The organism is Oceanispirochaeta sp. M1 (genome assembly GCF_003346715.1).
Classification (GTDB): domain Bacteria; phylum Spirochaetota; class Spirochaetia; order DSM-2461; family DSM-2461; genus Oceanispirochaeta.
Map to the genome: position 1 here is coordinate 23,975 of NZ_QQPQ01000020.1, position 25,678 is coordinate 49,652.

The following is a 25,678-nucleotide window of genomic DNA, read 5'->3' on the forward strand; positions in this document are numbered from 1 at the left end:
TTCCTCCACTCCGGCATTTTTTATTGTCACACTCAATGGGCCGTCATGCGTCCACTGAGCTTCTGAATGGCTCTGTAGTGAGCATCTTCTGATGTTCCCCAGGGTTTGCTGTTATTCTCTGCCTTGAACTTCTGTGTGAACCAGTTGATCTCTTCTTCAAGGCGCTGGAAGTTTTGCATCTGCAGATCTTTTACATCCTGAAAAAAGAGAATCTGTTCCTTACTCTTAAGAATCTCTTCAGCCATAAGGAGAAGAGATGTTTCATGGGGAATACAGAATCCCTTTGTCCCCTTCATAAATTCTCTGAATCCCTCTTCATCACGTTTCCATAGATAACAGGTGGTAAAGGAGTAGCGCTGAATAGTCCTGGCGATTCTGTCGCAGATCAGGCAGGCATCATTCCTTTCATCACAATGGTTTTTATAGCGCTGTACAGCAGACCGTTTTTTGCCGAACAGACCTTTCTTAGGTTCCGCTGCAGCCGGATCAGCTTCCCTGCCGCCTCCGGGAAAACGCTTCTCTCTGTCAGCCATCCAGTCCTGCAGGTGAGTATGAGTAATCAGCCCCAGATGCTGTGGACTTCTCTCGGTTAACAGTTTACTGAAGTGTTCAGGGCAGAATCCGGTTTTATTCAGCTCAACCCTGGTCTCGGGATTCATGGCGGAATTGCCAAGATAGTATTTCAGATATCTATTCTCTGCTTTCGCCTGAAGCTTACAGAATGGGCATTCACAGTCCTCTTTGAAGGCATCCCAGACGGGTATGGTTTCCAGTTTATATTTCATGACTCGAAGAACTCCTTGTGTACAGCTTTAACGGCTCTCTGTTTGTCTTCCTGTTTGACCACAACATAGGCGGCGACTTCGGAAGCTCCCAGAGATACAATCTGTGTATGAATATTTTCATCGGATAATGCCTTGAGCATTCTATAAGCAGCTCTCGGCTCATGGGCAATGCCCGAACCTACAAGAGATACAATGGACATATCAGAGATTCCCTGTACCTTGATTATGGCCTGTTCTTCGATAGCCTTTATACTTTTCACTGCCCGATCCAGATCGGCTGATTCAAGGTAGAAATTTATGGCTGTCTGGGAAGTGACTACAGATTTAATATTGATCTGTTCACGATCCAGAGTCTCGGTGAGTTTTGCCAGTATCCCGGGTTTAATTCCCACTCCCGGTCCGTTCACCTTGAGAATGGAGAAATCATCACTGTAGGTAACAGACTTGGGCCGATTGTCGGGCTCGTTCTTTGGTGTACCGATACAGGAGAGGGGTGTCAGTTTATCCTTAGGGCCGTCAATATTGAAGATCCTGATGGGGATATTCATATGCTCCAGGGGTTCTACGGTTCTGGGATGGAGTATTTTTGCACCGAAGTAGGAGAGTTCTGCTGCTTCGGTATAGCTCAGTGAATCAACTCTTGAGGCTGCAGGAACCATCTTCGGATCCGCTGTCATATAACCGTTTACATCTTTCCATATATCAAGGGACTCCGCTTTCACACAGCGGGCTATACCGGCTGCTGAATAGTCGCTTCCCCCCCGGCCCAGAAGGGTAACCTTTCCCTCTTCTGAGATACCGTAAAACCCCGGTACAACAAATATCTTTTCCGCTGAAAGAGCCTTTGCAACAGGACCTTCAGATGCTTTGAAATTTATTGTGCCGTTACTGAACTCACCATCTGTGATAAGTCCCATATCTTCGGGGAGAAGCTCCTGTGCGTCAAATCCCTTGTGTTTGAGGATCAGTGCCAGGAGCATGGAGCTGAGCCGCTCTCCGTAACTGAGAATCCTGTCTTCTATAAAGTTGGGGATATCCCCTATGTAATGGATACCCAGAAGATTCCTCTCCACCTGATCCAGTCGTTCCCTGATCAGGTTATAGGCCTCTTCTTTGTCTTCCTCATTATCTATATTTTCTTCAATGGTGGCCCGTTTCATCTCTTTCAGGTAGGAAATCATCTCGGTGATATAACTATCATCCCGGCGTACTGTCCGGATACCTTCTGTCAGATAGTTTGTAATTCCGTAGAAAGCGGAAACAACTATAACCAGAGGCCGGTTATACAGTTTGACTGTGCTGACGATTTTCTGGATGTCCTCTCTGGTCTTCAGATTAGAACCACCGAATTTTACAACTATTTTCTTCATCTTTACTCTCACTTTTTCCGGCTGTCAATCGACGCGGTTTCTTCTTATTCCAGCATAAAAGGCTTTTATATTTTCATAGACTTCATTTATAAGTCTTTTTCTCGATTCAATACTGCCCCAGGCATTATGCGGGGTTATCAGCAGTTTTTCCCCGATCAGAGGAAGCAGAGGATTGTCCTCATGGGGAGGCTCATCTGTAAGTACATCAAGTGATGCTCCCATAAGTTTTCCATCCTTAAGTGCTTGTGCAAGGGCTGGTTCATCTATAATGGCCCCCCGTCCGGCATTTACCAGATAGGCTGAATCCTTCATAAGGGAAAACTCATCACTCCCGAGAAGGAGCCTTGTATTTTCATTCAAAGGAGCATGGATGGAAATAATATCCGATTGAGCACAGATCTCTTCAAGATTAAGTCTCCTGTACTCTTCATCCCGATCAATTCCGCTGGTACTGTAATAAACCGGCTCTGCACCGAATGCCGAGGCAATGGTGGCTACCTTTCTGCCTATGTCACCCAGACCAATAATTCCCCAGGTCTTTCCGGATATTTCTGTCCAGGGACGTGAGACATCTGCAAAACGCTGATCTCTCCGGTATCCTTCCTTCCTGACATAGTCATCATAGTAGCGGGTCTGCTCCAGAAGATACAGAAGCATTGAAAAGGTGTGCTGTGCCACACTGTCAGTGGAGTAGGAGCATACATTGGCCACGCCTATGCCCCGAGAGCTGCACTCTTCAAGATCAACTGTATTTACACCTGTTGCCGTAAGGGCAATAAGCTTCAGTGACGGAGCCAATGCCAGCTCTTCGGCACCCAGTATGACCCGATTGCTGATAATGACATCACAGTCCTTTATCCGCTCTTCAAGCTGAGCCTTTGAGGTCTGCGGCCAAATGCTGCATTGACCCAGGTCAGCGAAAAGCGATAGATCCATATCAGCACCGAGACTTGCGGAATCTAAAATACTTATATTCATTTACCAACAATCCTTGTGTAATTTTATAATTCTATTAGACTACTTATAATACTGATTTTATGGGCAATGCCCAGTCTTTTACAGGGAGCAATTTGTGTTTATTGAAGTTGATGACGGTGTCTATGTGAATCTGGCTCAAATTTTTTCGATCCATTATAAGAGTTACCAGAACAAAGGTGTCTGGGTTTTTTCATCTTCCCAGATAGAGGAGAGCGACAGATCTCTGGCAGATAAGTCAAACAGAAAGATACATTCCCGCTATTTTGTCTCCAAGGAAGAGGCGGAGATCTGGCTTGAGGAGATGCTCAAGCCCATAGGTGTTGTCCGTGAGGAACGGCGCCTCAGGCGGCATCAATAATACTGAGTGATTTGTCTGTAGTATCTACCAGTAAAAAAAACTTTATGATAATATATCCGGAATATCTGGTTTTATGAAAAAACAATCAGCAAGAGGAAAATATGGCTCCCAACATTAATGAAAAAGAAAACGACGGAAAGACTAAAGGACCGGATTTTATCCGGCAGTTTATAAAAGAAGACCTGGCTTCAGGAAAAAACAGTGAGGTTCACACCCGTTTTCCACCGGAACCCAATGGTTACCTGCATATTGGACACGGTAAGTCCATCTGTCTCAACTTCGGTATCGCCGAAGATTTTAATGGAAAATGCAACCTCCGTTTTGATGACACCAATCCAAGCAAAGAAGATCAGGAATATGTTGATTCCATCATTGAAGATGTGAACTGGCTTGGATTCAACCCTGATGTTTTCTATGCCTCTGATTACTTTGATCAGATGTATGCCTGGGCCCTGGAGCTGATAGACAGCGGCAAAGCCTATGTGGACAGCCAGAACGCCGAAGAGATGCGTGCAAACAGAGGTACCCCCACAAAAGCCGGAGTAGATTCACCCTTCAGGAACAGATCCTTAGAGGAAAACAGAGCGCTCTTTGAAAAGATGACAAAGGGTGAACTGGATGAAGGCTCCTGCATACTCCGAGCCAAAATTGATATGGCTCATCAGAATATGAATATGCGTGACCCTGCCATCTACAGAATCCGTAAAGAGTCTCACCATAGAAGCGGTGATAAATGGAAGATCTATCCCATGTATGACTTTGCCCACGGTTATGAAGATGCTATTGAGGGAATCAGCCACTCAATCTGTACCCTGGAGTTTGAAAACCACAGACCCCTGTATGACTGGTTCCTGGATAATGTTTCAGCCCCCTGTCATCCCCGTCAGATCGAGTTTGCCAGGCTGAACCTGAGTTATACCATTATGAGTAAGAGAAAGCTCCTCGAGCTTGTTACTGAAAACATGGTAAACGGCTGGGATGATCCCCGTATGCCCACACTGTCCGGTTTCAGAAGAAGAGGATACACCCCTGCATCAATCAGAAGATTTGCAAAAGAGATCGGAGTCTCCAAGGTGAATTCTCTGGTGGACATCAACTTCCTTCAGTACATCATCCGTGAAGAACTGAACGCTTCCGCAGAGAGAGCCATGGCCGTAATCAATCCTCTTAAAGTGACAATCACAAACTATCCCGAAGGTCAGATTGAAGATATTGTGGCTGATAATAATCCGGGAAATCCCGAAGCCGGAACAAGGATGGTTCCTTTCGGCCGGGAAATCTATATCGAAAAAGATGACTTTATGGAGGATGCTCCCAAAAAGTTCTTCCGTCTGGCCCCCGGTCGGGAAGTACGTCTGAAACATGCCTATTTCATTACATGCACTGAGGTCATCAAGGATGACTCGGGAGAAGTCGTTGAGCTTCTCTGCAGCTATGACCCTGCCACTAAAGGCGGAGACTCACCAGACGGCAGAAAAGTAAAGGGAACTCTCCACTGGGTATCAGTCGAAAAGGGGATAAAAGGGGAAGTCAGACTCTACGACAACCTTTTCACCCTGGAAAACATGGATGATATGGAAGAAGGTAAGAATTACAAGGATTACATCAACAGTGAATCACTTGTAGTTAAAACTGACTGTATTCTTGAACCTTCACTGGCAGATGCTCCTGCAGCTAAGGGATTTCAGTTCATGAGACAGGGATATTTCTGTGCCGATTCCAGGGACCACAGCCCCGAACATCCTGTATACAACAGAACCGTTGCCCTTAAGGATTCCTGGGCAAAGTTACAGAAAAAAGGATAATAGATGAATAAGTCCATTCAACGTTCCGCAATAGTCATCATGGGTGCCTCGGGCGATCTTGCTCAGCGCAAACTTATCCCTGCAATCATTAAACTTTATGATCAGGGAATTATCAAAGAAAACTGCTGCGTACTGGGGAATGGACGGACAGAACTGAGTGATGAGAGCTTCAGGGAGCTGAATAAACTCACTGACAGCAAATATGGTTCCAAGTTTCATTATCATCAGGGGATGGACGGCTTATATGAAAGGGTTCAGTCTCTTGGTGATTTTCAGCAGATCATAGTTTTTATGGCTCTTCCTCCCAGAGTGTACGGAAGTACTGCCGAGCATCTCTATAATCAGGGATTCAGAGACAATGTCCGTCTCATTATAGAGAAACCCTTCGGCAGTGATCTCAAGACAGCCAGGGAACTGAATAAAAAGCTCAAAGAATTCTACAGCGAAAAACAGATTTACCGTATAGATCACTACCTGGCCAAGGAGAGCATTCAGAATATTCTGGTGTTCCGTTTTGCCAATAATATCTTTTACCCTCTGTGGAATAACGGCTTTATAGAGTCCATACAGATATCTGCATTTGAGGAACTGGGTGTAGAATCCAGGGGTGATTATTTTGACAAGTCAGGAATTATCCGGGATATGATTCAAAATCACCTGTTCCAACTCCTGGCATTGCTGACTATGGAAGCTCCGGTCTCTCTGGATCCCGAGGAGATCAGAATCCAGAAGATGGCTGTGTTAAAGGCTCTTGAAATTAAAGAGTGCAGAATAAAACAGTATGAGGGCTATCAATCGGAACCTAAGGTTTTAGAAAATTCTGAAACTGAAACCTATGCTGAAATGAAGCTTGAAATTAACAGTTTCCGCTGGACAGGTGTTCCTATCTATATCAGAACCGGCAAAGCAGTGGGTGAGAAGATAACCAGCATCGCTATCACATTGAAAAGTGTTCCCCGTCTTTTATTCAATGCAAAAGGGGATCTCCAGAAGAATAAAATCCTTATTCAGATACAACCTGATTCTTCAATCATAATTGATCATTCAACCAAGATACCTGGTAGCGATATGGAGATAACCAATACAGATATGGATTTCTGTTTTGCCTCATCCTACGATGGAAACATCCCTGATGCCTATCAGAAACTTCTGCAGGATGCCCTGAAAGGAGATCAGACACTCTTTGTAAGTGCTGAGGAAACAGAGCTTTCCTGGCAAAAGATAGAACCCTATCTGGATATGGGAAACCCCGGTCTTTATAGAAGGGGGAAACTTCCTCATTCAGATCTGGATGCCGACTGGGTCGATATGTCTGTTTATGCCAACAGCTGTCACTCATGAGAAAACATTTATCCCTATTCTTAAAGATCTCCCGCTGCTGCCGCTTTTACAGGTATCAGCTCTATGGTCTGATCCTTCCTGAGAATCTTCAGGATCAGTGCAGAAAGAACAAAGCCCAGGATACCAGAGGCGAGGGCGCTCATATTTCTGAGAGCCTCACTCTGTCCCTGAAGGAGGAATACAGCAGAAACAGTCAAAATCACAGGTAGGAAAATCAGCAGAAACCAGTCCAATGCAGTTCCTTTCGGGATCTTCATCTCAACATCAATTCCTGCTTTCAGCATACTGCCGGTCATTTGGGCTCCGGGTACTTTTACTTTCATGGTCTGCATTTTTGTGGAACAGCTGCATCCTTCACAGGTTCCGCTGCCGCAGAGACCCTTATCATTTAACAGGCCCACAAGAACGTGCCCATTATTTATTTCAAGTATTCGTGCATATTTAGACATTTTTTTTACTCCGTATACTACTAATTTACATTTTTATATACTACAATTCCAGTAGTAATTGATAAAAATTGATTGATTCTTTTGAATTTCTACTCAATTAGACATTATTATTTGAATAGTAGATTTTGCAAAGCAATTCTACAACAGATCTGATGCAGAATATATCAGACAACTTCAGGAGGTCGTTTGTGTTTCAAAAACAAATCATGATGAGAAGAGTAGTCTATTCACTCCTTCCAATTATGATATTCTCCCTGTACCTCTACGGTTTGAGATCTTTAATGATCCATGCGGTAGTTTTTATTGCAGGAACACTTACAGAATATTTTTTTATGAAGGCAAGAGGAAAAAAGGTTTCCGAAGCCGTATTGGTTACATCGGCATTATATGCCCTATCCATGCCCCCCATGGTACCCCTGTGGGTCGCAGCGATCGGTATTATATTCGGTGTACTCTTCGGTAAATGTATTTTCGGAGGATTCGGTAGAAATATCTTCAATCCTGCTATTACAGGACGTCTGTTCGTCTACATTACATTTCCATCATTTATGACGACCGGATGGATGACGCCCGGTAATTTCGGCATGAATCAGGCTGATGCGGTCTCTACAGCGACTCCTCTTGGATTGATGAGAGCAGGAACCAATCCTGAGCTTATGGATCTTCTGACGGGCATCAGAGCGGGTTCTCTGGGAGAATCAGCTGTTATCCTGATTATACTGGCTGCAATTTATCTTATTTATACTAAAACAGCCAGCTGGAGAATCATTCTTTCAACGGCAGTCAGCTTTACAGCCCTGTCATCCATTCTTTTTTTTATGGGCGTGCCTGCATCATTTCCGCCTATGGAAGCACTTTTTTCAGGTTCTGTTCTATTCGTCATAGTATTTATGGCAACTGATCCCGTAACGGGACCCAAGAAAAATCAGGCACAGTACTTATATGGAATTCTGATTGGCAGTGTCACCTGTCTTGTCCGTGTATTTTCTCTTTTCCCTGAAGGAACCAGTTTCGGTATCCTTATGGGAAATACCTTCGCATCACTCTTTGATGAGTGGTTCACTCCTAAGAAGAAAGGAGCCGGGAAATGAATAAAAACGGGATAATCTATACAATAATTTTTACTTTTATCATCGCCTTTTTCTTTGTTTTTTTTCTTGCCCTGGCAAATGATGCCACCGTTGAACTGGTTGAACAGAACAAAATCGTCTCAGTACAGAGTTCAGTATTAAAATCAATCGGAAAAATGCCCGCTGATGAGATGAAAATTTCAGAAGTCTATACGGAAGAGTTTGATTCAGTCCCTCAGCCCGGTGAAATGATCGAGACTGAAGTTGCAGGACAGAGTGTTCTGATCCGTTATTTCTCCGGAAGCGGACTGTGGGGAACCATAACAGGTATTATCGCTGTGGATGATAAAGTCGAGCGGATCATCGGACTTGATATCATCAGTCATAATGAGACTCCGGGACTGGGCGGCCGCATCGATGAGGAGTGGTTCAAAAAGCAGTTCTCAGGTGAAAAAATCTCCACAGAAGGCATCACAGTTGCCAAGGGAGCAGGCTCTTCAGATGAGGATTCTGAAAATTCCAGGGTAGACGGTATCACCGGTGCCTCCCTGACCAGCAAGTCTATGGAGACAATTGTGAATAATGAGATTGAATATCTTAAAACAGAGGGGAGGAAATAGATGAACGAAGCTACACCCTCTGCCATTTTTAAGGATAATGTGTGGACAAATAATCCAGTTTTTGTACAAATACTGGGTATATGTTCCACCCTGGCAGTCACCAATAACCTGACCAATACATTTACCATGACTGTGGCTCTGATCTTTGTGGCGGCTCTTACAAACGTGACTGTCTCCATTATTAAATCACTCATTCCCCGCAAGGTAAGAATGATTGTGCAGACCCTGATCATCGCATTTTATGTAATTATTGTTGATATTCTTCTCAGGGCTTATCTGCCTGAAGTCAGTAAATCACTGGGGCCTTATGTCGGTCTGATTATTACAAACTGTATCATCATGGGACGTGCCGAAGCATTCGCACAGGCCAATGGACCTCTTCTTTCATTCTGGGATGGCATTACATCCGGTCTTGGATATATGTGGGTTTTGATGATTATCGCTTTTATAAGAGAACTTCTTGGTTTCGGTACTCTTTTCGGTTTTCCTGTAATGCCTGAAAGTTTTACACGTTGGACAATCATGGTTATGGCTCCCAGTGCCTTCTTTCTGCTTGGAACATTCCTCTGGGTTGTCAAATCAATAATGCTTAAAAAAGGAGCGGCCAGATGACTCCCGATATAAATCCATTTGTACTGTTATTTGCATCTATTTTCACCAGTAATATTCTGCTGGCAAACTTCCTGGGAATGTGCTCTTTTATCTCAATTTCCAAGGATATAAAGTCATCAAACGGCCTGGGAATGGCTGTTACAGTAGTTCTGACTCTCACCTCTGTTATAAATTGGGCTATTCTTAACTATATGCTTATTCCCATGAATCTTCTCTATCTCCGGTATATCGTATTTATAATCGTAATTGCGGCAACCGTACAGATTCTTGAGATGGTGATTGACCGAGTGTCACCGGGACTCTATTTGTCCCTGGGAATCTTTCTTCCACTGATTACGGTTAACTGCGCAATCCTGGGTGTCGCACTTTTTGTTGAGATCAGACATTACAGTTTTCTCCAGACCCTGTTTTATGGACTCGGTTCAGGATTGGGTTGGTGGCTTGCCATAATGGCACTTGCAGCCATTCAGAAGAAGCTGCAGAAGTCACCAGTACCAGCAGGTCTGCAGGGGCCGGGAATAACCCTGATCACCATTGGTTTTATGGCCATGGCCTTTGTCGGTTTTTCCGGCATGCTGAATGTTCAGTAGTTAGCAAAAAGGAGATTTTTGTACATGAGTTTTATTACTGCACCATTAACTATCGCAGCAATCGCCGCCGTGCTGGCAGCTCTTATCGCAGTGGTCGATAAGATTGTAAACAACTACGGTGATTGTGAAATTGATATAAATAACGGAACAAAAAAACTGACTGTAAAAGGTGGAGAACCTCTATTGGGTCTGCTTGCCTCGGAAGGAATATTTCTACCCTCTGCCTGTGGAGGAAGGGGGAGCTGTGGGGCCTGTAAATGTCAGATCACAAGTGATGTAGGTCAACACCTGCCGACAGAAACCCCTTATCTCACGGATGAGGAGATTGCAGAGCGCATCCACCTCTCCTGTCAGATCAAAGTAAAAGCAGATCTGGCAATAAATATTCCAGATGATCTGTTTAATGTAAAACAGTTCAAGGCAAAGGTTCTCAGTATCAAAGACCTGACCTACGATATCAAGGAAGTACTCTTCGATCTGGGTGATGAAGACATCAAATTCAAGGCGGGAATGTATATACAGATTGTTGTTCCTCCCTACAAAAAAGTTAAGGGCGGTACTCAGCGGGCCTATTCCATGTCTTCCAGACCATTGGATGACCACAAGGTTGAGGTTCTTATCAGACTGGTTCCCGGTGGAATTGCCACAACCTACGTTCATGAGCAGCTTAAAGAGGGTGACACAATGGATCTTGTAGGACCATTCGGAGATTTCAGACGCTCTGAAACCGATGCTACCATGGTCTGTGTTGCCGGTGGTTCCGGTATGGCACCCTTTAAATCTATTCTTCACGAGATGATTGACAGCAACATAACACAGCGGGATCTCTGGTATTTTTTCGGAGCACGTTCATTGAAAGACATGTTCTATATGGATGAGATGAGGGCTCTGGAGAAGGCAAATCCATGGTTCCATTTCATTCCCGCTCTGTCAGAGCCTCAGGAAGAGGATAACTGGAAAGGAGACGTTGGACTCATTACAGATGTACTCGATCGATATATCAAAGACAAAATCGGCGTAGAAACTGAAATGGAAGGCTACCTTTGCGGGAGCCCCGGTATGATCAATGCCTGTAATAATGTTATGACCGGCAACGGTATAGCTCTTGAGAATATTTATTACGATAAATTCGCCTAGATCGGAGGAAATTTTATATGAAGATGACACCGAATACGAGAAAAGCTCAGGAAAACATGGCTCCGGGAGTAATCACGGCTGATGGCTTTCTGGGTGATGACAAAAGACCACTTCAGGACATCATAGTTGAATCAGAAGAGATTCTACGTCATGAGGGAATAGACATCGAAACTGTAGTCCAGACTCTCAAAGACATGATGGAAGAGGGGAGAAACGGACTGGGCGAACCTATCACTGTAGACGAAAAATGGATTGTTCAGACCACCGAGGCCAGAGGTCATCTTCCCTGTCCTTTTGAGGATGGTATTCACAGGAAGATAACTACGGTTGTAAGAAACATAGAGAAGGGTGAGTCCATAATGTACTCAACGATTTCTCTACATCTTCTGAAGAAACACCATTTCCTTGAGGGTAAGGGATCTCCTTTCAGACTGGAACCAGCTCAGCTGAAGTCAGTTCTGGAACTTGAATAAACCTGCGTTCACAGGAATAATACTCATATAACGCTATAAAGACAGGTAGGTAAAGGAATGGAAGGTACTGTAGAAAATGCTAACGGCAGCACAATATTAAAAAACAGCTGGTTTTACACCTTTATTCAGGGATGTATAAGTGCTGTTATCGGATTAATTCTGATGATATTCCCCACAATCGGAGTTGTATTTGTATCACTGGTATTCAGTTTCTATTTGATATGGCTGGGTATCAGTCAGATTGTATTGTCGTTCAAGTTCTCTTCTATACAGAAAAACTGGTGGATTATACTAATCAGAGGATTAATCATGCTCATAAGCGGTCTGGTGATTCTCTCCTTTCCTATCAGTTTTGGTAATATATCTGTAGGGATACCCCTGATTCTTCTGGGGCTGTTTCTTATCTTCTACGGAGTGGTTGATCTTCTGTCCAATAAACTTCCCGGCAGCGGTATTCATCATGTAATATCCAGTATCATCATGATTCTGACAGGGGTTCTCCTCTGTCTGGCTTCAGCTGCAGCGGCGGAGATTATTTTCCGTATTTTAGGATTCACTGTATTTGCCGGCGGCATTCTGCAGGGAATACAGGCTTTCTACAGTCGGAAATGGGTTCAGAGTAATATGGACAAACCTGCGTCTGAACCTGAAACTTCTAAAACAGATTCAGACAGGGAGTAACACTTTCTATCGTATTTAAATTTTGATAAGCGCCGATTCCGGCGCTTATCTTTTTTCAACAGCGAATTTGCAGAGCCAGAAAGGTCTGGTCATCATGCTGTTTGGCATCCCGGGTAAATTGGGCAATATAGTCCTGAACAGCTGGAATCAGATCTTCAGGAATCTTTGCAAGGTTTTCAGACAGAAAGCGGAGAAGCTGCTCCACAGAAAGTTCTGCTCCATGGCGACTTCTCGCTTCCGGAAGACCATCTGTAAACAAAAAAAGATAATCCTGGTCATGGAGCTTAATTCTTTTGTGACCGAATACGGCATCTCTGTCCACTCCAATGGGCAGTCCCTCGGTATCAAAACTTCTGAACTCCATCTCCCTGTTTCTAAAAAGATAGAGAGGGTGGTGGGCAGCATTGGAGTAGGACATCTCTCTTTTCTTCTCATCCAGAATAAATACAGCCATGGTGGCGTACTGATCTACACCGATTCTTCCCGCAATATGATAATTTATTTCCTTAAGCAGAGTATCCGCAGATTTATGTTTATGACAGATAGCATGGAGTATGGTTCTGATCATGATCATCAGCATAGAGGCAGGTACACCCTTACCGGCAACATCACACACCGTATAGATAATCTTATCCTCATCCAGACGTATGGCATCAAAGTAGTCTCCCGAGATTCCTCTGGCAGGCCTTGAGTGGATTCTCGCACTTCCGATTGAGAAATCAGGCATCTCTGCGGGGAGCAGCCTTTTCTGGATTGAAGCGGCAATATCAATCTCCTTTTCTATCTCTCTGTTTTCCAGAAGACTCTGATATTTGAACACATTATCAATGGACTGGGCTGTATAATCCGAATAGGCTTTGATAAACGTAAAGTCCATATCTGAAAAGATTTTCTTCTCTTCTGTATTATAAAAAGTTAGAATCCCCATCAGTTTTTTACCGACTATAAGGGGCAGACAGATAAACGATGAGATAAAAAGCCACTCATCGGGGCTGGAATTGTAGGGCAGGTTGCCGCTTACTTCATTATCTTTAATGAAAAGGGCCTCTCCACTCTGCATGAGATGCCCGAATACCGGAGTATCTGTATCCAGAGGGTGTGCCTCAAAATACTCTTCAACATTTTTTCGAACCATGGTCACTTCCCTTTCCAGGGGAAATGGAGGGGGACAGAATCCTACCCGCTGAACCATATTGAGAATATTCTTTTCGCTGTCGACCAGAAAGAGTATACCGCTGTCGGCATTTACAGAATCCATACCCAGTTCAACAATAGTCTCCTGAAAGGCTCCGATATCCGTATGGTCTCCGATAGAATTGCCTATATCCTGAAACAAAATCTTGAGTGAGTTCAAACGTTCTGAGAGGTTTCGTGAGAAATAGTGATAGTCATGAACCAGCTCATCAAACTCATCTATACTTTCCTTGTCCTCTGCAAACTCCAGAGAACCGTCCTTCATCATCTCTACCTGTTCATTGGTCTGTTCTATCCGCCGGACCAGAACCCTGGAAAACCTTGAGGAAATGATAAGAGAGATCAGTAGAATGGCTGAAATAATGGAAAAAATTAGAATAATACTGTCATTGACAAAGTTGCTGACCTCATTATCGAGCTTATCAATTAATCCCTCAACACTATACTGGTAGATGGACAGGAAGGTATCAAGAGTCTTCTGATATTCATGAATTTTCTCAAGCTGTCTAACTGCCGACTGGTCATTAAGAGACTTTTTTAAAGTGAGGAGTGTATAGAAACCACCTTTTTCAACATCATCGGCCATTTCAGAACCGTTAAATCTGTTCAGTTCGAGAATGAAGGGATTAATTACATCATTGTAGGTGACATCCCACTGCTGTTCTCTTGTTTTAACAAGTGTTTTGTATACCGGACTGAGCCTTGAAATCAGGTCCGATCCGATAACTGTATTCAGGTCATTATGAAACTCAATAAGATCAGTCATCCAGTAGTCACTGAGAACATGGGGGTCATTTACTTCTGTAAAAAAACTGAGATTCCTGTCTGTGAAACGGGACATGGAGATATTAAGATCTACACAGTCCTGCTGAAAGTTTTTTAGCTGATAGACAGTTGAAAAACGGAGGAACAGAAAGGCTGAAGATAAAAGAAGACCTAGGATAAGTATTAAACTGGTCAGGGTGATTCGGGTCTGTATTTTCATCCTTTAGCTCCTTTGTATCTTGCAACAAAGATTGTTCTGTCATCCCTCTGCTCCAGATTTCTTTCAAAATAGGAGAGATCCTTATTCACCGCATCCTGCAGCCAGCTCAGACCCTTGTCGGAATATTTCTGAAGAATATTTTGAGCAGGTTCCCACCCGTATATTTCATCATGTTCATTACGAACGGCATAAAAACCGTCAGTCATCAGTAAAAGAAATACATCTTTTCGGAGCAAACCTTTTACTGAGATAAATCGATTATTCCCTTTCTGCTGCGCATTGATCATCTTTACCTGATTGGATTTCTTATCAAATAGAAGCATTTTCTGTCCCTGAGTACCGCAGTAATGAAAGGTTTTTATATCAGGTTCCATCAGGCAGAGATTGATTTTCAATGCAGTCTCGATACCCGTAGTCTCATAAAAGTTATCAAGTATATTGTTCAACATTTCTGCAGGCTCCTGATCCACCTTTACCAGAATACGGACGAGGGTTCTTAAAATAACCAGAAGCATGGAAGAGGCAATCCCTTTCTCCTCAACCTCAGCCAGACAGAAAAGCCATCTGTTTTTTCCAAGAGGGAAGAAATCATAGATATCACCGCTGATTCCCTTGAGTGTAAAGGTTTTTACAGAGAGATCAAAATTGCTGACCCTGGGCAGCCTGGGAGGCAGAAGACTCTTCTGAATATCAGAGGCAATTTCCATTTCCCTATTTAGACCGGAATTCTCAATCAGTCGGTTATACTGAGCCAGATTATTCAGTGTAATAGCACTGAACTCAATAAAGGATTGAATATTCTCATAGTCCATATCCGAAAAGAAATCCTTTTCACTGTTTTTTTCAAGACAAAGCAGACCCCTCACTTCCTTATCTATTATAAGAGGCAGAATAAGACAGGATGAAATATATCCCTTCTCAAACATGTTCTTCCGGGGAATCAGATTCTGTCCATCAAGATTTTTCAAAAACAGAGATTCTCCTGACAGTACACTCATACCGATAATTGTCTGGCCGAAGGGGAGTTCATCTGCAAGTGATTGATCCTCAAAAGGGAGTGCAAATCTGCTGCTCTTTAAAAGACATCTGACTTTACGATTAATGTGATCAGGACTGTAAAAGGCGCCGGAGTCGGCATGAGTATTCTCTATAGCCAGATCAAGGATGGTCTGTTCCAGAGAAAGACTGGTCTCTTCTTCTTCAAGGGACTGTCCCATATCATGGATAATACTTCCGATATTGTTCAATTTCTGCCAGATAGTTTCAGTCAGAAGGTTAAAATTGGTACCAATGGTTGCAAGCTCATCTTTTGAGTTCACATTGATTCTGGTCAGAAGGTCTCCTGAAGATATTTTCTGTATACCAGTCCTTACATGCTGAAGCTTACTGATCATATTTCTGTAAATCAGGAAAATGACCAGAATAGACAAGATAATACCAGCAGCCATGGTAAGAGCAGTCTGAAGCATAATACGGCGGATCTGATCCTGAACTTCCTGAATAATGTCATTTGTTATTGTTACATAGGCATCTGCCAGAGGCCGGTGCCAGAGGATGTAGTTTTTTATCATCACTGTTATATCAAGTATAGGAAAATACAATTCCCCATTAATGTCTGAAGAAGAAGTTATATCAACAATTTGTTTATTAAGACTGGTACCATAAATCTTTGGTCTGATTTCAAAAATCGCTGCGCTGAGATCCTCCATATACTGATCAAAATCCAGACTGAGAAAGTTTTTTTGAATTTCCCGGATACTCTCTACAGTCTCATCATCAAGGTAGGCGAGATCAATATTTTCTGAAAACTCCCTAAGTTTCTGTGCAGAATCCTCTCCGGACCATTTCAGGTTATGTACGGGGGCTTCATTTGAATTGAGAACAGCTCTATTGGCATATTCAACCCTGAGGATGCTGTTTCTTACTGAAGCGGCATCTCTCTGAAGGTCTTTTAAGTCCAGGAGCTTAAAGGAGGAATAGATAAAAAAGGTGAATATAAGACTGAACAGAAGAAACACGGCTGCATTAATCAGATAGAGTTTATTTCGGATTTTCATAAAGGATTTTCTCTTTGTTTAATGAATTAGACTACAATACCATATAAGCATTCATATTATCCAGCAATTTTTCTAATACAGACTGCTTCTTAACTCCTGACTCTTCTCTCTTTACATTTCATGGACAGCTGTACATAATCAGAAATCATGAAGAAATACAGCGCCCTTGGGGCTTCAATATTTTTACTTTTCACTTCCTGTAAGGGAAGTAGTATGGAACCGGTCTCCTCATCTGAAATATTTTTAGGAACCTCCTGTTTTATCACCATACACGCCATGGATAATCCATCCCTCGTTGATATGGCAATGGAGAAATCCTTTGCCCGTATAGAAGATATGGAACAGCGCTTAAGTGTAAATATCCCTGAAAGTGAAATCTCTAAAATCAACAGAGAAGGTGAGGGGCAACTCAGCAGTGATTCACTCTCTGTTCTTGAAAAAGCTCTTGAAATAGCAGATGAATCGGATGGTCGTTTCGATCCATCTATCGGCTCCCTTGTCGCTCTCTGGGATATTGGAGGTGTTCATCAGAGAGTGCCCCCAGGCTCAGAAATAGAAAAAACCATCGAGACCGTGGATTACAGCGCCATACAGATAGACGGCAGAAATATCACTCTGGGGCAGGACGGAATGCGGCTGGATCTTGGTGGTATAGCCAAGGGGCATGCGGCGGATCTTGTAAAAAGGGAACTTGAAGCAGCCGGTGTTACATCGGCTATCATCAACCTGGGGGGGAATGTTCAGCTTATTGGATCCAAACCTGACGGATCTCAGTGGAGAATCGGTATACAGAATCCCCGGGACAGCAGAGGTCAGTATATTGGAATTCTCTCCACTGCAGACACTGCCGTTGTCACATCGGGTATCTACGAACGCTTCTTTGAAGAAAACGGTATTCACTACCATCATATTCTGGACACGGTAACCGGATACCCCGTAGACAACGGAATAGAAAGCCTTACAGTGATTGCCCATGAGAGTATGACTGCTGACGGATTTTCAACAGCCCTGTTTTCAATGGGCCGTATAGCTGCATTGGAATATGCTGCAGCTCATGACAATATTGATATCATCATTGTTGATGATAAAGATCATGTTTATCTCTCAGAAGGAATAAAAGATAAGTTCAAGATGACCAGTACTGAGTTCAAACTGATCTCTGAATAATCAGCTTGCAGCTGCAATCAATCCTTACGTCCCACAAGAATCAGGTTCTTTGCCTTATGATCATAGGGTGACTGTTCAAAATCACCGTAAATTTCAATGGTGCTGAATCCGGCTTTCCATAAAAGGTCCGCCATCTCTGCTGCAGAAAAGATCCTATGTGAAAAACTGTATTCAGTCATCTTATCATCCTTGAAGAAGAGCCAGTGATTGCATAGTTCTGTCCAGTTCAGATCAACTGAATATTCCAGAAGAATTTTTAGGCCCTCTCGTTCAAACCAGGTACGCTCTTCAAAATCCCGGGCAATAACCTCCTTGCCCGACATCTCCATGAAAAGGGTGCCTCCCTGTTTCAGGGACCTATGCAGCTTCTTTAACAGTTCAAGATCTTCATGGGGATCATCAAAATATCCAAATGAGCTGAACATATTTATCACAGCGTCAAAGCACTCCTGATAATCTATACTCCGTATATCCTGATTTATAAAATCAACATTCACTGAGTGCTTTTTTGCAGCGTCTCTTGCCATCTCAATATAACCTGGTGACAGATCTACAGCTGTAACCTTACAACCTGCTTCAGCCATCTCAACACTATGCCGTCCCATTCCACAGCAGCAGTCAAAAACAGATGCACCTTCTTTCAGTCCGCAGATCTCCCTGATCCTTTTTGCCTCATAAGCCGAAGATGCCATACGCTCCTCATCAAACATAATAGGGCCATAGTTCTTCCAGAACCACTCATCAGAAAACCAGGAATCTTCAGACATACTTACTCCAGAAATCAGTTTTCATCATTCTATTCCTTTATCGATGTCTTGGCAAAAGACCGGGGCATTATTACTATCATTTATTGTGATGTTTTAGTTCCTGAAGTTAAATTTACAGCGGTCTACCAGTTCCTCTCTGGAATTGATAGCGAGTTTTTTGAAGATTTTACTCATATACTGTTTTACAGTACCTGTTTTGAGATCAAGATTGTTGCCAATCTCTTTATTTGTAAGGTTAGGCTGAAGACAAAGTTCTCTAACTACATTTGTCTCCATTGAAGTAATGGAGAAATTATCCAAATCAATAACCTGCTTCTTCATACTTATCTTCTGTTCCAAAGACCTGATCTGCTCAGTTTTGTCTTGAATATTATCCTTGAGAATCCTGATCTCTTTTTTATATACAAACAGGACTGCCAGGATAAGAAATCCCATTCCGGTAAATAAAACGATCAAAAATATAAATAGATATAAAACTGACGGGTTAAAATCTATTTCATTTAAACACAGTCCTCTAAAAAAAAGAAAGAGAATCGTATTCATCATGACTATTCCCAGTCCTGTAATAGAGGAAAAAATTGATAAAGTTCTTTTAACACTGAAATTTTCTTTGATCATTTCATTCCCGGCCGATGTAAAATTGAATTATTTCTTTAACATCAATATTTATCTGTACAGTCGTTCAGCTTAAGTTTTGTAGTTGTTACAGAATCATAGTTTATAAAATATTATAGGGAATAAAAATATGTATTTTTATATTTAACTGAACTTTGTTATTGAAATTCTTAGGGAAAACTGATGAATGAACACTCAAAGTGGCGACATAATTCTACTTTTGTTTTAATTTTCCATAAAAATTAATAATGAGGAATATGCAGATCCGTGATTAAGCCCCCCCTGATAGGCCGAATGGCACATTTCAATAGTATTCGTTTACTCTTTTCTGTACTCTTTGCAGTTTTTTGTTACAATTAGGATATTGTGTTGATATTAGGTTAAGATTAGTATGTCTGATTTTAATATTGCAGCTGTACAGGAGTGAACTGTGAAGATTTCCATAAAGTTAAGTCTAATAATCCTTTTATTATTAATAATGCCATTCGGGGCATTTGCAGAGTCCAGCGGTGAGCTGGCCTATCCTTTGTATTCCCCCCTGTTTCTGGGAGGCGGAGCCTCGGTGACAAATATGGATTCTCCACAGTCAGCAGGTATCAATCCTGCCGCCTCGGGTAATTTCCAGAGAATCATTCTTGACCTGAACTATATAAATCTTGCAGGTTGGGATGATAACGGTATGGGACATGCTATCAATACTGCCCTGGCTGTTCCATCAAAATATGGGGTGTTTACAGGAAATCTTCATTTTCTGACTACCGACGGTCTGGATGCTCCTGACATGGACTTCGGAACATTCGGTTCCATGGATTTCGGATTCTCCAAAGAGATCTATAAAAATCTTTACACCGGATTTTCACTGTCCGGAGCCATCGGCTCAGGTATGGACTGGGGCCTCGGTCTCAATCTTGGTGTGATTCATACACCCGGTACTATTGGTAAGTTCAAAAATTTCCGCTGGGGAGCATCCTTAAATAAACTGGGTAAGGGATATACCAACGGCGGCAGCTATCTTAATGCAATTCCCAATAACCTGACACTCCAGCTGGGAGCAGGTTTTGATATTATTGATAAAGAAAACTTCAACTGGGCACTCAACTCAGATCTGGGATTCCCCACATTTACTGATATAAAATTTGAGCTGGGCCAGGTATTCACAATTCAGAAGAATCTTAAAATATTCACATCATCTTCTGTAATTCTATCTGATACAATCAACGGTAATTTTCAGACGATCATCCCATCTGTAGGACTTTCCTATAATTTTTCATTTAAACCAAAGGATAAAGAGCAGACCAGGCAGCAGACCAGTGAAGTGGAATTTCAGGCAGCTGGAGCCCCCCTCTATAATTCAGTAGGAGCCATCGGGGTGGGTGCAACAATTCCTTTCGGCATCAGAGATGCGAATCCTCCGGTTATCACACATGAGTACAAAGAGCCAATTTATATATCTCCCAATCTTAATGGTGTACAGGATGAACTTGATCTTCCCTATTTGGCAGAGGATGAGCGTTTTATTATGGGCTATACCTTCTCCATTTATGATGATGAGGGAACTCTTGTGAAAGTGTTTAACAACAAGGATGAGCGGCCTGAAAACGAAAGCTTCAAAAATATTTTTGACAGAATGTTTTCCGCCAAGGTCGGTACAACACTGCCGGAGACCTTCCGATGGGATGGTGTTATGGACTCAGGAGAGATAGCTGCAGATGGAACATACAGTTTCAAGATGGCCTTCTGGGATGATAATGACAACCTGGCCGAATCAGAACTGATGATCCTTATTCTTGATACCGTAGCCCCTGAAGTTACAGTTGTACAGGCTGACGGTCTTGATCTGATTTTCTCACCCGACGGTGATGGCAACAAGGACAGTCTGGGTATTAAACAGAGCGGTTCCGAGGAGCTGCTCTGGGAAGCTAAAATAGAGAATCAGAGCGCATCTGCTTTTAAAAATTACATCATAGAAAACGGATACCCTGCAGACTTTGTCTGGGACGGAAAAGATGATAATGAAAAGATTGTTCCCGACGGTGTTTACCGTTATTTTATTGAATCTACAGATCTGGCAGGAAACTATGGTTCCGGCAGTCTTGAGAATATACTTATCAATACAGAACAGCCCCCTGTCAATCTCACGATAAACAATGCATGGCTCAGCCCCGGGAATACTGAAGGAAGCGATAATGTAGTCTTTGGTCCGGATATTCCTGTTACTTCGGGGATTGTGGAGTGGGAACTACAGGTTCAGGACCTGACTGGACGTATGTTCTGGTCTTATAACAGCAGACAACAGGGTGTACTCGAAGTACCCAAGTCCATCAACTATGACGGTGATGCCGGTGTGAACGGCAGCCTTGCTGAAGGAAAATATAGAGGATTCCTTACTATTAAGTATCAGAACGGATATAACCCCGAAGCCTACTCACCTGCTTTTACTGTGGATACCACAGCACCTGTAGGTAAGGTCAGCGGTGATCTTGTTCTATCTCCCGACGGAGACGGGTTCAAGGATTCACTTACTCTCAGCCTTGAAACTTCAGAGGAGGATTACTGGGAAGGTTTTATCCGTGATGGAGATAATCAGATTGTACGTTCCTACTTCTGGAGAGGCAAAGCCGATCCCATACTGGTATGGGACGGAAGAGATCAGGACGGTCGTCCCGTTACCGACGGTAAATACAGTTTTACATTGGAAGCCTATGATAAGGCCGGTAACCGCGGAATCTCTGCTCCCCACAGGTTCAGCCTGGATACAAGAGAAATGTCTGTACAGATAACAGTAAGTGATGATGCATTCAGTCCCAATAATAACGGAACAAAGGATGAGGTCAGATTCTATACAATCATTGATAATCCTTCAGAGATTGAATCATGGACCCTTGATGTTCTTGCTGCAGCGGACAGTACTGTGGTGAAGAGCTGGAAGGGCAGCGGAGCCATAAAAGAATACTACAGCTGGATGGGTGAGTCTGAATCAGGAGCCAAGGCTGCTGATGGTTTTTATTCCGCCAGGCTTTCTGTTGTTTATGCAAAGGGTGACAGACCCGAGGCTGTCACAGGTGTGTTTGAGAAGGATACCGTTGCACCTGTACTTACAGTTGAAGCGGATAAGACTCTCTTTTCACCAGACGGTGACGGTTCCGGTGATTCTATTATGATCCGTCAGAGTACCAGCAAGGAAGCAGAACTCACAGCAGTTATGATGAATGACAGCGGTGAAACAATAAGAACCTGGTTCTGGAGCGGTACTCCCGGAAACTTTGATTGGGACGGCACTGATGAAAACGGTAATATTGCGGCAGACGGAGTATATCACTACAAGCTGAGTACATCTGATGCGGCAGGGAACAGTGCAGAAAAGTCTCTGCGGAACATTGAAATTGATACGGCTTCCACACCCGTTTATCTGACAGCGAAGAATGCTATTTTTTCACCTATGTCAGAGGAGTTCAGTATACAGAGCTTTACGGTACATGTAGGTAATACCAAGGGTATAGAGGGTTGGAATCTCGCTGTTAAAACAGCAGAAGGTCAGGCAGTCAGAACCATCAACGGAGAATCTTCTGTTCCCGAGCTTCTGGAGTGGGACGGACGTGATGATGCCGGTAAACTTCTCGAAGGAAATTTTATCGGGGAACTGACAGTTCACTATAAGAAGGGAAACAGACCTCAGGCCAGGAGCCGTGAGTTTCTTGTGGATAATTCAGCCCCCTCAGTGGTTGTGGGGATCTCTCCCGTACCTTTCTCTCCGGATGATGATAATGTGTCCGATGAGTTGAAGATTGCTCTTACGGTTCAGGATCTGTCTCCCATCAGGGACTGGCAGATGACCATCAAGGATCCTAAAGGTAACGATTTTATCAGCTTCGGCGGTAGAGGAAGACCTTCCGAGAGAATTATCTGGGATGGAAGATCACGTCAGGGTGAACTGGTACAGTCTGCAGAAGATTACCCCTATGAGATCAGAGTAACAGACTTCCTGGGTCACTCAACAGTTGAATCAGGTAAGATACCCGTAGATATCCTTGTAATCAGAGATGGTAACCGACTAAAGGTTCAAATATCCAATATAACCTTCCAGCCCTATAAGGCCAGCCTTGTTGCATCGGGTGAACAGGGTGACAAAAACCAGGAGATTCTGAAACGTCTTGCGGAAGTCCTTAAAAAGTACGGTTCTTACAAGATCCTGGTTGAAGGCCATGCGGTGAGCGAGTATTATGACAATCCTGTCAGGGCAGCCCGGGAAGAGAAAGAAGAGCTTCAGCCACTTTCCCTTTCCAGAGCAGCCGTAGTCAAGGAATCCCTGAGTAAACTTGGGATTCAGGACAGCAGGATGGATGTCGCCGGTAAGGGCGGCACGGATCCCATCGTTCCCCACAGTGATCTGGAGAATAGATGGAAAAACAGGAGAGTGGAATTTATCCTCATTAAATAATGAAAACATATAAACTATTTGCCGCCTGTCCGGTGTATCTGGAAGACCTTCTTGAAGAGGAGGTTCTGGCACTGGGCGGGACAATCGATAAGAGAACAAGGGGAGGGCTCTCCTTTACGGCCTCCCTGGAGTTTCTCTATGAATTCTCTCTGAAGACCAGAATCGCCGGGCATCTGTTGCTGCGTCTGCATGAATTTGAAATTGACGGTCTTGACGCTATTACTGCGGGGGCTGCCGCGTTTCCATGGGACAGTATAATGAGGGAGGATGGAACATTTTCCTGCCGTTCAACTCTGAAAAGAAGCAAGATGAACCAGAAAATGGTCGCCCTGAAACTTAAGGACGGAATTGCCGACTTCTGGCGAGATAAAACTGGAAGCCGTCCTGATGTAGACAGAGAAAACCCTGATTATAACTTTCAGATTCATGTGCAGGAAGATAATTCAGCCGAACTCTACCTCGATCTCTCTGGAGACAGTCTTTCAAACCGGGGATACCGTCTGGATACAGCAAAGGCGGCTCTTCGTGAGAATACTGCTGCGGCTCTGCTGCTGCGTGCCGGATGGAAAGAGATGAGCAGTGAAGGCTCTATATTTCTGGACCCCATGTGTGGCAGTGGTACCATCCTGGTTGAAGCAGCTATGATCGCTGGTGGATTACCAGCTCAGCTTCATCGAAATCATTACGGATTTCTCCACTGGACAGAGCATGACCAGGATCTCTGGGAAGAGTGTATGGATCGTGCAGAACAGGAGTGGAAGGCAGGCCTTGAAAAACTCCCTCGGATTTTTGGATACGACAATGACCGTCATGCTATTGCCGCTGCAACAGAGAATATAAAAAGAGCCGGACTTGAAAAGTATATCCATGTAGAGAAACAGGAGCTATCAGATTTTCATTTCACAGAGGCTATGACGAAATCCCCCAGGGGACTCTTATTAACAAACCCTCCCTATGGTCATAGGATTGGTGATAAAGGGGCTCTCTATTCTCTCTACCGTGAACTGGGAGAGCTTGTTAAAAAAGAGGAGTTCAGCAATTGGCAGTTGACTGTAATCTCCGATGAAAAACCTCTAATCAAGTCCATAGGACTACGAAGCACCCGTGAAAATAAAGTGATGAACGGTCCTCTTTCCTGCTTTCTGGTACACTATGATCTTTTCAGTCATACAGAGAAAAAAGATAATTCTAAGACTGAACGCCTTCCTGTCTCTGAAATGGAGTGGTCTGATGAGGGTCGTCAATTCTTAAACCGCCTTTCAAAGAGAAGAAAACACCTTAAAAAATGGATGAAGCGTGAAGATGTAAGTTGTTATAGAGTCTATGACGCTGACCTTCCTAACTTTAATTTTGCCATTGATGTATACGAAGATAAATGGATTCATGTGCAGGAGTATAAACCGCCCCTTAGAGTTGATGAGGTGAAAGCCCAAAAGAGAGTCAGTGAAAGTTTAAAGATTCTCAGTGCACTCTTTGAAATACCAAAGCATCAGATATATCTAAAGCAGAAACACCGTCAGATCGGAAAGGAAAAGTATAGTACGCCTGAACCTAGAGGGGAACGTTTCCTTATAAAAGAATGGAATAAAAGAGTCTGGGTAAATTTTGCTGATTATCAAGATACAGGAATTTTTCTGGAACATAGGAATATCCGTCGTTGGTTGTTAGAGAACAGCAAGGAAAAATCTGTACTTAATCTTTTTTCCTATAGCTGTACTGCTAGTCTTATGGCTGCAGCTGGAGGAGCATCTAAAATTGTATCTGTAGAAAATTACAGGTCTTCTCTAAGCTGGGGAAAGGATAACTTCACTCTTAATAAACTGGAACCAGAAGATTATAAATTTGAAAAATCAGACAGCTTTGAGTATTTGAGAAACAATAAAGAATATTACGATATAATTTATTTGAATCCACCAAACTCTTTTAACAAAAAATCCAGAAACTCTGAATTTGATTTACAAAACGATCACGCAGGATTGATTCATCTTTGTATGAAGAGATTGAGACACGGTGGAGTTCTTATATTTTCAAATAATTACAGACAGTTTGTTATGGATAAGGTTCTGGAGGAGGAATATACAATTGAAGAGCAGAGTTCCTGGACCGTCTCTGACGATTTTCAGGGAAAGAAAAACGGCCACCGCTGCTGGTTTATCCGCGGAGCCGAAGTAAAAGAATAATCGTTG

General features: G+C 43.1%; 21 protein-coding genes. 13 read left to right on the forward strand and 8 right to left on the reverse strand.

The features are described from left to right. Positions 1 to 32 precede the first annotated feature (32 nt). Genes DV872_RS14925 through DV872_RS14935 form a run of 3 tightly spaced genes read right to left on the reverse strand, consistent with a single transcriptional unit; the run spans position 33 to position 3,133 of the window. Positions 33 to 785, reverse strand: coding sequence for a DUF6062 family protein (locus DV872_RS14925; RefSeq protein WP_114630753.1), 753 nt, complete (start codon positions 783 to 785; stop codon positions 33 to 35). Beyond that, on the reverse strand, positions 782 to 2,155 hold the full coding sequence (locus tag DV872_RS14930) for an aspartate kinase (protein ID WP_114630754.1): 1,374 nt from the start codon (positions 2,153 to 2,155) through the stop codon (positions 782 to 784). Before DV872_RS14930 ends, DV872_RS14925 begins: the two co-directional genes overlap by 4 nt. Positions 2,156 to 2,179: 24 nt before the next feature. Next, entirely contained in the window at positions 2,180 to 3,133 is a 954-nt protein-coding gene (locus tag DV872_RS14935; RefSeq protein ID WP_114630755.1) for a D-2-hydroxyacid dehydrogenase, read from the reverse strand. 94 nt (positions 3,134 to 3,227) lie between these two features. Between DV872_RS14935 and DV872_RS14940 the strand changes: the two genes are divergently transcribed. From DV872_RS14940 to zwf, 3 genes are all read left to right on the forward strand, one after another. Continuing rightward, positions 3,228 to 3,491, forward strand: coding sequence for a hypothetical protein (locus tag DV872_RS14940; RefSeq protein ID WP_114630756.1), 264 nt, complete (start codon positions 3,228 to 3,230; stop codon positions 3,489 to 3,491). A gap of 101 nt (positions 3,492 to 3,592) precedes the next feature. Then, positions 3,593 to 5,296, forward strand: coding sequence for a glutamine--tRNA ligase/YqeY domain fusion protein (locus tag DV872_RS14945; RefSeq protein WP_114630757.1), 1,704 nt, complete (start codon positions 3,593 to 3,595; stop codon positions 5,294 to 5,296). Positions 5,297 to 5,299: 3 nt separating this feature from the next. Then, on the forward strand, positions 5,300 to 6,637 hold the full coding sequence (gene zwf, locus DV872_RS14950; RefSeq protein ID WP_114630758.1) for a glucose-6-phosphate dehydrogenase: 1,338 nt from the start codon (positions 5,300 to 5,302) through the stop codon (positions 6,635 to 6,637). A gap of 20 nt (positions 6,638 to 6,657) precedes the next feature. On the opposite strand, the gene DV872_RS14955 is transcribed toward zwf, so the two are convergent. Further along, the gene (locus tag DV872_RS14955) at positions 6,658 to 7,086 is read right to left on the reverse strand and encodes a SoxR reducing system RseC family protein (protein ID WP_114630759.1); all 429 of its coding nucleotides are present in this window, start codon (positions 7,084 to 7,086) and stop codon (positions 6,658 to 6,660) included. A gap of 188 nt (positions 7,087 to 7,274) precedes the next feature. Here DV872_RS14955 and DV872_RS14960 point away from each other — a divergent pair, with 188 nt between their 5' ends. Genes DV872_RS14960 through DV872_RS14990 form a run of 7 tightly spaced genes read left to right on the forward strand, consistent with a single transcriptional unit; the run spans position 7,275 to position 12,269 of the window. Further along, positions 7,275 to 8,177 carry an RnfABCDGE type electron transport complex subunit D gene (locus tag DV872_RS14960; protein WP_233516430.1) on the forward strand — a complete coding sequence of 301 codons (903 nt, stop codon included), beginning with the start codon at positions 7,275 to 7,277 and terminating at the stop codon, positions 8,175 to 8,177. After that, positions 8,174 to 8,776 (forward strand): FMN-binding protein, encoded by a 603-nt coding sequence (locus DV872_RS14965; protein WP_114630761.1) that lies wholly within the window; start codon positions 8,174 to 8,176, stop codon positions 8,774 to 8,776. The genes DV872_RS14960 and DV872_RS14965 overlap by 4 nt, the downstream gene beginning before the upstream one ends. Then, positions 8,777 to 9,388 carry an NADH:ubiquinone reductase (Na(+)-transporting) subunit D gene (locus DV872_RS14970; protein ID WP_114630762.1) on the forward strand — a complete coding sequence of 204 codons (612 nt, stop codon included), beginning with the start codon at positions 8,777 to 8,779 and terminating at the stop codon, positions 9,386 to 9,388. Next, positions 9,385 to 9,978, forward strand: coding sequence for an NADH:ubiquinone reductase (Na(+)-transporting) subunit E (locus tag DV872_RS14975; RefSeq protein ID WP_114630763.1), 594 nt, complete (start codon positions 9,385 to 9,387; stop codon positions 9,976 to 9,978). The genes DV872_RS14970 and DV872_RS14975 overlap by 4 nt, the downstream gene beginning before the upstream one ends. Positions 9,979 to 10,002: 24 nt before the next feature. Next, on the forward strand, positions 10,003 to 11,115 hold the full coding sequence (locus DV872_RS14980) for an NADH:ubiquinone reductase (Na(+)-transporting) subunit F (RefSeq protein WP_114630764.1): 1,113 nt from the start codon (positions 10,003 to 10,005) through the stop codon (positions 11,113 to 11,115). A 17-nt stretch (positions 11,116 to 11,132) separates the two neighbouring features. After that, complete coding sequence (locus DV872_RS14985) at positions 11,133 to 11,588, forward strand: hypothetical protein (RefSeq protein WP_114630765.1); 456 nt, start codon at positions 11,133 to 11,135, stop codon at positions 11,586 to 11,588. A gap of 57 nt (positions 11,589 to 11,645) precedes the next feature. Continuing rightward, positions 11,646 to 12,269: an HdeD family acid-resistance protein gene (locus tag DV872_RS14990; RefSeq protein WP_114630766.1), complete on the forward strand. Its 624-nt coding sequence runs from the start codon at positions 11,646 to 11,648 to the stop codon at positions 12,267 to 12,269. A 55-nt stretch (positions 12,270 to 12,324) separates the two neighbouring features. Here DV872_RS14990 and DV872_RS14995 read toward each other — a convergent pair whose 3' ends face one another. Together DV872_RS14995 and DV872_RS15000 are read right to left on the reverse strand one after the other, a co-directional pair. Next, on the reverse strand, positions 12,325 to 14,448 hold the full coding sequence (locus DV872_RS14995; RefSeq protein WP_114630767.1) for a GAF domain-containing SpoIIE family protein phosphatase: 2,124 nt from the start codon (positions 14,446 to 14,448) through the stop codon (positions 12,325 to 12,327). Continuing rightward, a complete protein-coding gene (locus DV872_RS15000; protein WP_114630768.1) occupies positions 14,445 to 16,505 on the reverse strand; it encodes a SpoIIE family protein phosphatase in 2,061 nt (686 codons plus the stop codon). The genes DV872_RS14995 and DV872_RS15000 overlap by 4 nt, the downstream gene beginning before the upstream one ends. 147 nt (positions 16,506 to 16,652) lie before the next feature. On the opposite strand from DV872_RS15000, the gene DV872_RS15005 reads away from it, so the two are divergent. Further along, positions 16,653 to 17,672, forward strand: a complete 1,020-nt coding sequence (locus DV872_RS15005) for an FAD:protein FMN transferase (RefSeq protein ID WP_114630769.1) — start codon at positions 16,653 to 16,655, stop codon at positions 17,670 to 17,672. Between the two features lie 17 nt (positions 17,673 to 17,689). On the opposite strand, the gene DV872_RS15010 is transcribed toward DV872_RS15005, so the two are convergent. Further along, positions 17,690 to 18,439, reverse strand: a complete 750-nt coding sequence (locus DV872_RS15010; protein ID WP_114630770.1) for a bifunctional 2-polyprenyl-6-hydroxyphenol methylase/3-demethylubiquinol 3-O-methyltransferase UbiG — start codon at positions 18,437 to 18,439, stop codon at positions 17,690 to 17,692. A gap of 93 nt (positions 18,440 to 18,532) precedes the next feature. Continuing rightward, positions 18,533 to 19,057: a helix-turn-helix transcriptional regulator gene (locus tag DV872_RS15015; protein WP_114630771.1), complete on the reverse strand. Its 525-nt coding sequence runs from the start codon at positions 19,055 to 19,057 to the stop codon at positions 18,533 to 18,535. Positions 19,058 to 19,484: 427 nt separating this feature from the next. On the opposite strand from DV872_RS15015, the gene DV872_RS15020 reads away from it, so the two are divergent. Together DV872_RS15020 and rlmKL are read left to right on the forward strand one after the other, a co-directional pair. Next, positions 19,485 to 23,492, forward strand: a complete 4,008-nt coding sequence (locus tag DV872_RS15020; protein ID WP_114630772.1) for a FlgD immunoglobulin-like domain containing protein — start codon at positions 19,485 to 19,487, stop codon at positions 23,490 to 23,492. Continuing rightward, positions 23,492 to 25,672 carry a bifunctional 23S rRNA (guanine(2069)-N(7))-methyltransferase RlmK/23S rRNA (guanine(2445)-N(2))-methyltransferase RlmL gene (rlmKL, locus tag DV872_RS15025; protein WP_114630773.1) on the forward strand — a complete coding sequence of 727 codons (2,181 nt, stop codon included), beginning with the start codon at positions 23,492 to 23,494 and terminating at the stop codon, positions 25,670 to 25,672. Before DV872_RS15020 ends, rlmKL begins: the two co-directional genes overlap by 1 nt. Positions 25,673 to 25,678 lie beyond the last annotated feature (6 nt).